Consider the following 8,580-nt stretch of genomic DNA (forward strand, 5'->3'; position numbering starts at 1 on the left):
GAGTGGCGCAGGTCAGCCGGTAATCTGGTTGCCCGGTTTTACAAACCCCGGTAGTATTTGGAATGAAACACAAAGTCAATTAGAAGGCGAATTTGAAAACCACTTTATTTCTTATGCTGGGTTTAACGGTCACGAGCCAATCGGCTTCCCCTGGTATGATCAGGTAAAGCAAGGTTTATTAGAATATGTAGTAACTTCAGACCTGAAAGAGATCATTATAATCGGTCATAGTATGGGAGGTAACCTGGCTGTTGAGCTTGCTGCTGAGTTTCCTGACAGAGTAAGCAAAACTATTCTTATTGACGCGCTGCCTTGTATGAGAGAAATTATGATGCCCGGTGTGCCTGTAAGTCAATTGCAATATGAGAGCCCATACAATACCAATATGCTCAACATGGATGATGCACAATTTGCTCAGATGCTTGGCAATATGGCCATGTATATGACTACCCAGTCAGATAAAGTAGACATACTTAAACAATGGATGCTTGAGGCCGACAGAAAGACTTACGTATACGGTTATACCGACCTTTTGAAGTTAGACCTTAGGGAGACTTTAAGCAACATTAAATCACCAACTTTGATAGTAGGAGCTTCTTTTCCTGATAAGAATGTAGTGTCAAAGAACTTTTCTGATCAATATGCTAAACTGAGTAATAAGCAAATCGAGATAGCTGATGATAGTAAACACTTTGTTATGTTTGATCAGCCTGAGTGGCTAACCACAAAAATCAATGATTTTTTAAAAGAGTAAAATGAGTAAAAAGCAGGAGGCTTTGTTTGAGTACCTCTACAGAGAATTTTACCCTATGGTAAAGCAAATGTGTCTCGGGTATGCCAAAGGCGATGAAGCTATCGCCAGTGACCTTACCCAAGAGGTATTTATCAACTGCTGGCGTGCTGTTGAGAGTTTTCGAGGCGACTCAGGTCATAAAACCTGGTTATACCGAATTACCGTTAACACTTGCCTGCAGTACATCAGAAAAGAGAAAAAACTCGAACAAGTAAAAACCGAAGCTTCCGGCTGGAACGAAACGACTGACCATACGCCTGATGAGGTACTCAATAAAAGGCTTTATGAGGCGATTGGCCAGTTAAAAGAAATCGATCGATTGATGATTATGATGGTATTGGAAGAACAGGAGTATGACGAAATATCGGAAGTACTCGGAATCAGTGAAGTCAATCTTAGAGTAAAAATCCATCGTGTTAAAAAACGATTAGAAAAGCTGCTAACTCAAACGAAATAAGTCATGGAAGACTTGAAAAACATATGGCAAAAAGGTCGTCAGCATATCTCTGCTTCCAAACCGGCTGATGAAATGCTTAAGGATGCCCAAAAACTTGCGCGCAAAAATAAAATGGCCCATTTAGGTAATGCGCTCATACTCTGTGCGGTAGTTGTAATGCTATTGTTATTCTTCACTTATCTGGCCCCATTTGAAAATAGGTTGAGTCACGCAGGGGTTTTACTTATGGTGGGCGGTTTGGTAGTGCGTATTACCATCGAGATAGTGAGTATGATTAAGCTTGGTAAACTTGATCTCACTCTGGAGCCCAAAACGAGTATGGATCAAGCCTTAAAGTTCTACAACTTTAGAAAACTCATACACGGACCTTTCACCTATATTATAATCGCATTGTATACCATTGGTTTCTACATGCTTACGCCTGAGTGGAGCCTGTATTTTTCCACCTGGACCATGTTATTGATTGACGGATCTTATGTAATTATTGCTATCATTCTCATTTGGCAAATAAGAAAAGGTGTGATTGAAGAAATGAATAATTACAAAAAATTGGCCGGCATTTATAACGACATGCAAGAGAGTGAGTGATTTTAGTTACCCTCTTAGACAGCGTTTTTTACCTCTATTGTCAAAAATGTAACAAGCGTGCCTGTTGGCATTGCTCGTAAATCTGCCAGAAAATGCTGGTCGCTACCTGAGATAAAGTTAGAGCCCATAGTGCCTGTATACTGTTTAAAATGTATATCATAAGCTTCAGGTTTTGCATTTTCTACCGTAGTATGTATATGCCTGTTGTCTTCTGAAGATCCATAATCACCGGGTAATATCGTTTGCACAAAAATACGCCCCTGTTGATCGGTAATAGCGATGCCATTTAATCTTGCGGTAGTCTCATCATTTGGATCTGCAGGTTGATAATCTCCCTCTGATGATGTGTGATAAAAGCTTACCTTCTGATCGCTCAAAGGTTCTTGCGTTTTTTTAGAAACAAAAGTGAGGCACAGCCACAATGGTTGCCCTGGTTCGAGACTATCAGCTATTTGCACCCTACTCTCAGTATTAAGCGCACCGAAATCTTGAAGCATTTTTATTTCATTGTTTGAAAGACCAGGTGTAGACCTGTCGATGCTACATTGAAAAAGCAGAGTAAATACTACCATATAAAAAACAGAATTCTTCATGAAACTATAGTTTACATCTCGTACTCAAAATCAATTTGTCGGCCTTGCTCAAATGCATTCTTATCCATTGCCATACCTACGCCAATACCTATAGCCATTCCTATTGGCAACCCTACGCCTAAAAAAGCCATATTGCCTAAAGCACTTCCTAAGGCGACACCAAATGGAAGGCCAAAAGCACTCATGCCTACCGTCATCCAAAGATTTCGATAGTGATTTTTGGATACAATCTTGGCCTTTTTCTCAATAAGAGTTAATTGCTTATTCTGTTTTTTGACAATGAGTTTTCTCAATTCCTTTTCGCTTACTGAGACAGAATTGATTTGATCGATATCGTTGTTTAGTACAGAAATCACAGAAACGGGCAATTCTCTTTCCCGAAGGATTGAAAGGAGGGTTTGATATCTTTCAAAAACCCTTTTCAGTTTTGGGTCACGCTCGATTTCTTCTCTTTGCTTTAGTCTTATGATCTCCATGGTAGCTGTATGTAATGTTATAGCGACTGATTAATATCTGTATAGTAAAAGTAGCAGCTTGGAAGAGTGATTACAAGCAGCTTATCATCATCATAGGCCGCTTGGGAATGATTCAGAAAACTAGGAGGCGTTTTTAAATATACTAAGAAATAGCGGCCACTCTCACTTCATTAGCTACTTTTTGATTGTACTCGTAGGTCAATTTTTGGTAGTTGATAAGATCAATGATTGTTCCTATATAACAAAGGCCAACAGTAAAAAAGAATAGTACTCCCATACCTACCTGATTAAGAACAATACGCTGGATTCCTGCAATACCTAGAAAACCAATAATAGTGAAAATGAGTATCTCCTGAGGGTTTTTTCTTCTGGCGCGATATACATTGGCAAACCTTTTGGCAGTAGTATCATCCATGTCAGAAATGATGTGTTGTATGTAGCTTAACTCATCGCCATGAAGTTCTGGTAGTATGTCAAGTACGTTTGCCATGATGCCTTATGTGTTTAATTATTAAATGTGAACTCTATTACAAACCCGTAAGATACTATTAAAACATCTGAAAATCTTAATAATTGCAGTGTAAAATAGTATGGCCCAGCCTTAGTCCCTTAAGGATAAACTCACAATATTTTCTACATGATGTGTGTGAGGAAACATATCTACCGGCTGCACTGCAGTCACCTTATATTTCTCATCTAATAGCGCCAGGTCTCTGGCCTGTGTAGCTGGATTACAGCTTACATAAATAATCTTTTTTGGTGCTGCATTTAAGATTACCTGGCAAACATCAGCATGCATGCCTGCTCTAGGCGGGTCAGTAATGATTACATCCGGCCTGCCGTGCTGAGCGATAAAGTCATCTTTGAGCAGGTCTTTCATGTCTCCAGCAAAAAAGCTCGTATTGTCAATGTTGTTTAACTGAGCATTAACCTTTGCATCTTCAATGGCCGCTTCCACGTACTCCAGTCCGACTACCTTGGCAGCACTAGGAGCAAGGTAATTAGCAATAGTGCCTGTACCGGTGTATAAATCGTAGACTAGCTCGTCACCATTAAGGTTTGCCATCTCCCATACTTTATGATAAAGGTTTATAGCCTGACCAGCATTTGTTTGAAAGAATGATTTAGGCCCTACACGGAATTTGATGGTTTGTGCGGCATCATGGGGCATCGGCATTTCTTCGATAATATGATCTTTGCCATGAGCAGTGACTACTTCCAGGTCATTGAAAGTTTCATTTTTCTTGGTGTTGATCACATAGTTGAGTGAGGTTATTTCAGGGAATTTATCATTTAGAAAATCCATGATTTTACCCAGTGTTTCAGGTTGATCACCGGCAACTTGTAAAATAACCATTACCTCACCGGTAGATGCAGTACGTATAATTAAGTTTCTTAAATACCCGGTTTGCGCTATCAGATCGAAAAAAGCAATGTCATTTTCTTTGGCAAAATCTTTAATGGCCAGCCTAATAGCATTTGACGGGTCTGGTTGTAAATAACACTTGTCAATGTCCAGGATTTTGTCAAATCTTTTAGGGATATGAAAGCCGAGAGCATCTCTATCAAGATCTTCACCTTCCTTTATCTCTTCAGTCGTAAGCCATCTTTTGTTAGAAAAAGTAAACTCCAATTTATTTCTATAAAACCGTGTATCTTCCGATGCCATAATCGGAGCTACTTCTGGTAGCTCAACCTTACCTATTCGGGTGAGATTATCTATTACCTGCTGGTGCTTAAAAGACAATTGAGATTCGTAGCTTATGTGTTGCCATTTGCAACCCCCACAAGTACCAAAATGACTACAAAACGGCTCCTGCCTCACCTCAGATTCTTGTTTCACCTCAAGTGGTATAGCTTCTAAAAATGATTTCTTTTTTCTGATTACTTTTATATCGGCAATGTCGCCAGGAGCTACACCAGTCACAAATATCACTTGTCCGTCATAGCGTGCCACACATTTTCCTTCAGCAGCAACTCCCTCGATTTTTATGTCTTTTAAGATTTTATTTTTTAATTTCATGTAGAATTTTTATTCATTAAAGTCGATTATCTACGTATTTTTGGTAAGTATTCGACCTCGTTGACAATCAGTAGGCTAAATAATCAAGGTTTATACACAACCCTCAAACTAACACCATGCGAAGAATTTTTACGCTCTTCCTTTTTATAATGGCCTGCAAAGTTAGTGTTTTTGCATCTCATATCGTGGGCGGTGAGTTCGAATTATTGCATTTGCAAGACTTTCAGTACAGGCTCAATATGCTACTCTATTTTGATGAGATAAATGGAGCTGAAGGTGCCAAAGACCCCATGGTGACCGCCTATATATGGAGAAAGTCTGACAATACACTTATGGCGCGTGTCGACCTCAGTATGCTCGAAGATGTGCTAGTGCCCTACAGTAATAGTGATTGTGACGATGGACAGCTCATTACCGCAAAACTTACCTACTCAAACACGATTACGCTACCAGCCGCAGATTACAGTGATCCTGAAGGGTATTATATTTCCTGGGAGCGCTGCTGCAGAAATTATAATATAGATAACATAAAAAGTGACGATCCTCAAAATGGAATAGCAGCTGGTCAAACTTTTTACCTTGAGTTTCCACCTGTAACGGTAAATGGCGAGCGATTCATAAACTCAACACCAAGACTTTTTCCTCCTTTGCGTGATTATGGCTGTATCGACAAATTTTATTTTGTCGATTTTGGTGGGGTAGATGATGATGGTGATTCATTGGTTTATTCTCTCGTGACGCCTTATAGCACCATAGAGCCTACAGCATTGCCGGCAAACCCAAACCCCGGTCCATATCCCGATGTGATCTGGGAAGATTTATATAGCATAGATAACATTATGGACGGAGACCCTGATTTAGCCATAAGTACATCGGGTTTACTTACTGTAACTCCTACCAACATTGGCTTATATGTATTTGCTGTAAAGTGTGAAGAGTATAGAGATGGTGAGAAAATTGGTGAGATGAGACGCGATTTCCAAATGTTGGTAGTGAGTAATTGTGCTAATGAAGATCCGGTAGTTAGGGCACGCGAAGAAGGGCAGAGTGATTTTTACACAGAGGGTGATGTACTTACTTTTAGTGAAGATGATGATGAGGAAGATAGATGCATTGAGATATTAGTCACAGATCAGCCGGTGAGTGGCAAGCTTGAAGAAAGTGTCGAAATAAGAATGATTCCAATAAATTTTGATTCAGAGCTTGAAGATATAGAAATTGATTTTTCTGAGAATGTAAAAATAAGAAGTGAGGCTGATACAGCGCGATTTACCGTCTGTTTTCCGGAATGTCCTTTCTCAAGAAATGGATTCTACCAAGTCGGTATCATAGCCTATGATGATGCATGTCCTCAGCCGGCCCTTGATACGGTTATCGTCTCTTTAAATGTGCCGCCACCACCAAATGATTTTGCCTATTTTGCAGATAATCGGGGTGGTAGCAGGAAAAGTATAATTACCCAAACAGTAGTGGATCAGGTGGGTGGCTCAATCACTGTTCCTATCAATGCATTTGACGATGATTTCCATACTCTCACGCTCGATGTTGAGCCTTTGGGGTTCAATTTTGAAGACGTGGGGATGACGCTGGCTCCCATAAATTTCGCAGACGGTGAAGCACGTACCGAATTGCAATGGAATTTTGATTGTAATGCTGATGACCTCAATTTTTCTTCAGCACGAGATGTGAGTGAGGGAGACTTGGTAAGAAAAGCCTTCGATATCATATTTACAGCCGAAGATGCAGACAAGTGTGAGTGGGAAGATCCTCAGCAGTTACTACTAACATTAATTATTGAGTTTCCTGACCAAACCATACCCAATGTCTATAGACAGGGACAACCTGAGAGAGAGTCTATTAAGCTCAACTATATCGTAGGTGAAGAGCTAGTGGTACCTATCAAGGCTGATGACGCTGATAAAGATCAGATAACACTAAAGGGTTTTTCCAGCGGCTTTGAGTTTAATGATTTTGGGGTGTCATTTGCAGACACACAAGGTGCTGGTGTGCCAGGTATTAGGTCCGACCTCAACATCAATCTGGCCTGTAATTTTGATATCTCATCTCGGGATAGCCTGCATATGCTTTTCATTACCGAAGATATAGATGCCTGCCAGCTCACCAATGCAGACACGCTTGATCTTAAGGTCAATTTACTTACTCCCAGCAACGACAGTCCGCGCTTGCGCTTCAATAGCCTTAATCAGGTTAAAAATGAGAAAGATACCCTAAGCATTTTGATTGGTGAAAGTATCAACGCTCGCTTGAGTGGTTTCGATATCGACAATGATTCTATAACACTCACTTTATTTAATGTTGAGCCAGAAGTAGAAGGATTTGAATTTGACTCTATCGCAGCAGTCGGACAGCTTTCAGAAGACTTCTCCTGGACACCCGATTGCAGTGTGTTTAGAGACGATACTTACACAGAAAACTATACCTTCAGCTTTATGCTTTCGGATAACAATTGTTTTTCTCCCAAGCAGGACACGCTGGCATTTACTGTACACATCGAAGATATCGATCCGATGGATGATTTAGGTACTATTCCAAATTTCTTCAGCCCTAATAAATCAGATGATGTAAATGCGTTTTTTGGTCCCTACCGATACGATGAAAATGGTGAGTTGATTAATATATTGCCCGTTGACAATTGTGCCGGCCAGTATCAGGGAGCGTTGATTTACAATCGATGGGGGAGAGTGGTCTACCAAACAGCCGAGAGAGACTTTAAATGGGATGGCGCCAATGAGCCAACCGGTGTTTATTATTACCTGGTTAAATTTTCAAACAGAGAATTTAAAGGATGGGTACAGATGATGAAGTAGGTTATTTGCTTAGAAAGATATCGGCTTAAGCTTATCCTGTTTTACAAAACCTTTCTGTCCTTTCCATTCGATTTGAGTCCATACGTCTTTATCACTGCCTACTTCCACACGATGTCCTTTACCAATCACGGCTATCACTTCAGCACCAGCAGATGGTCCTGTCATGATGTATGTGTTTGAGTCATTGACGAGTGATTTGCCATAATCTTTGCCAAAGTTGAGTGTATAAAACAGAATGCATAGAACAAAAATAAGTCCAAGTGCAGCGGGTATAGGACTTTTGCCGAGTTTAAATTTTTGATAATACATGATTGCCAACATCAGTAATGCCAAGGCAGAAAGTACAGCTACAAAATGCATAAAGTACCTATAGAAAATAGTTTGAATAAACTCCCAATCGCTGAAGTCGTACCCAAAAAGCCCTTCTTTTGTGGCCAGCTCTTCCATTTTAGAAAGAACTTTTCTATCAGCAGTTTGCAGATAATAGAGGTTGAGATAATACAGTGCTTCACTGCTATTGCCAAGCCCTTCTTTGATAAAGCTCATACGCAAAAGCATGGCTGGTGAAGCTTGTCTTTCTGCATAAAGCAGGTGCTCGTAGATTTTAAAAGACTCGGTATATTTCCTCACTTTAAAAAGCGAGTCAGCTTGAGCCAGAGCATCTGGCAAGCGATCTTCGCTCTGTCCAAAACAAGGGAGAGCGAGTATGCTGAGGCAAACTGAGAATAGGAGTGCTTTCATAATCTTTTCCATTAACGACAAAGATAGCCGGAGGTTATAAAACTTCACTATGGCAAAAATTTTTTTTGAAATAAAAACGGC

General features: G+C 40.1%; 9 protein-coding genes. 4 read left to right on the forward strand and 5 right to left on the reverse strand.

Translation table 11 applies throughout. The annotated features are described in order from the left end of the window. From E1176_RS10460 to E1176_RS10470, 3 genes are all read left to right on the forward strand, one after another. On the forward strand, window positions 1–754 hold a 754-nt coding region (locus tag E1176_RS10460; protein ID WP_155210556.1), incomplete at its 5' end, for an alpha/beta fold hydrolase. Window position 755: 1 nt separating this feature from the next. Beyond that, on the forward strand, window positions 756–1,250 hold the full coding sequence (locus E1176_RS10465; protein WP_155210557.1) for an RNA polymerase sigma factor: 495 nt from the start codon (window positions 756–758) through the stop codon (window positions 1,248–1,250). Window positions 1,251–1,253: 3 nt separating this feature from the next. Then, a complete protein-coding gene (locus tag E1176_RS10470; protein WP_155210558.1) occupies window positions 1,254–1,838 on the forward strand; it encodes a hypothetical protein in 585 nt (194 codons plus the stop codon). 14 nt (window positions 1,839–1,852) lie between these two features. Here the strand turns inward: E1176_RS10470 and E1176_RS10475 are convergent, their stop codons facing one another. The 4 genes from E1176_RS10475 to rlmD form a co-directional block, all read right to left on the reverse strand. Next, window positions 1,853–2,431, reverse strand: coding sequence for a dioxygenase family protein (locus tag E1176_RS10475; RefSeq protein ID WP_155210559.1), 579 nt, complete (start codon window positions 2,429–2,431; stop codon window positions 1,853–1,855). Window positions 2,432–2,442: 11 nt separating this feature from the next. Beyond that, window positions 2,443–2,907, reverse strand: coding sequence for a hypothetical protein (locus tag E1176_RS10480; protein ID WP_155210560.1), 465 nt, complete (start codon window positions 2,905–2,907; stop codon window positions 2,443–2,445). A 142-nt stretch (window positions 2,908–3,049) separates the two neighbouring features. Further along, window positions 3,050–3,397: a TM2 domain-containing protein gene (locus E1176_RS10485; protein WP_155210561.1), complete on the reverse strand. Its 348-nt coding sequence runs from the start codon at window positions 3,395–3,397 to the stop codon at window positions 3,050–3,052. A gap of 111 nt (window positions 3,398–3,508) precedes the next feature. Then, window positions 3,509–4,930: a 23S rRNA (uracil(1939)-C(5))-methyltransferase RlmD gene (rlmD, locus tag E1176_RS10490; RefSeq protein WP_155210562.1), complete on the reverse strand. Its 1,422-nt coding sequence runs from the start codon at window positions 4,928–4,930 to the stop codon at window positions 3,509–3,511. A 116-nt stretch (window positions 4,931–5,046) separates the two neighbouring features. On the opposite strand from rlmD, the gene E1176_RS10495 reads away from it, so the two are divergent. Beyond that, window positions 5,047–7,758, forward strand: a complete 2,712-nt coding sequence (locus E1176_RS10495) for a T9SS type B sorting domain-containing protein (protein ID WP_155210563.1) — start codon at window positions 5,047–5,049, stop codon at window positions 7,756–7,758. Between the two features lie 9 nt (window positions 7,759–7,767). Here the strand turns inward: E1176_RS10495 and E1176_RS10500 are convergent. After that, on the reverse strand, window positions 7,768–8,580 hold an 813-nt coding region (locus E1176_RS10500), incomplete at its 5' end, for an SH3 domain-containing protein (protein WP_222933127.1).

Origin of the sequence: Fulvivirga aurantia, from assembly GCF_009711475.1 — a bacterium.
Classification (GTDB): Bacteria; Bacteroidota; Bacteroidia; order Cytophagales; family Cyclobacteriaceae; genus Fulvivirga; species Fulvivirga aurantia.

What these genes read in the sequence shown, in the direction of transcription:
- E1176_RS10465 (WP_155210557.1), top strand. Translation starts at nt 756, where the DNA reads ATGAGTAAAAAGCAGGAGGCTTTGTTTGAGTACCTCTACAGAGAATTT.
- E1176_RS10470 (WP_155210558.1), top strand. Translation starts at nt 1,254, where the DNA reads ATGGAAGACTTGAAAAACATATGGCAAAAAGGTCGTCAGCATATCTCT.
- E1176_RS10475 (WP_155210559.1), bottom strand. Translation starts at nt 2,431, where the DNA reads ATGAAGAATTCTGTTTTTTATATGGTAGTATTTACTCTGCTTTTTCAA.
- E1176_RS10480 (WP_155210560.1), bottom strand. Translation starts at nt 2,907, where the DNA reads ATGGAGATCATAAGACTAAAGCAAAGAGAAGAAATCGAGCGTGACCCA.
- E1176_RS10485 (WP_155210561.1), bottom strand. Translation starts at nt 3,397, where the DNA reads ATGGCAAACGTACTTGACATACTACCAGAACTTCATGGCGATGAGTTA.
- rlmD (WP_155210562.1), bottom strand. Translation starts at nt 4,930, where the DNA reads ATGAAATTAAAAAATAAAATCTTAAAAGACATAAAAATCGAGGGAGTT.
- E1176_RS10495 (WP_155210563.1), top strand. Translation starts at nt 5,047, where the DNA reads ATGCGAAGAATTTTTACGCTCTTCCTTTTTATAATGGCCTGCAAAGTT.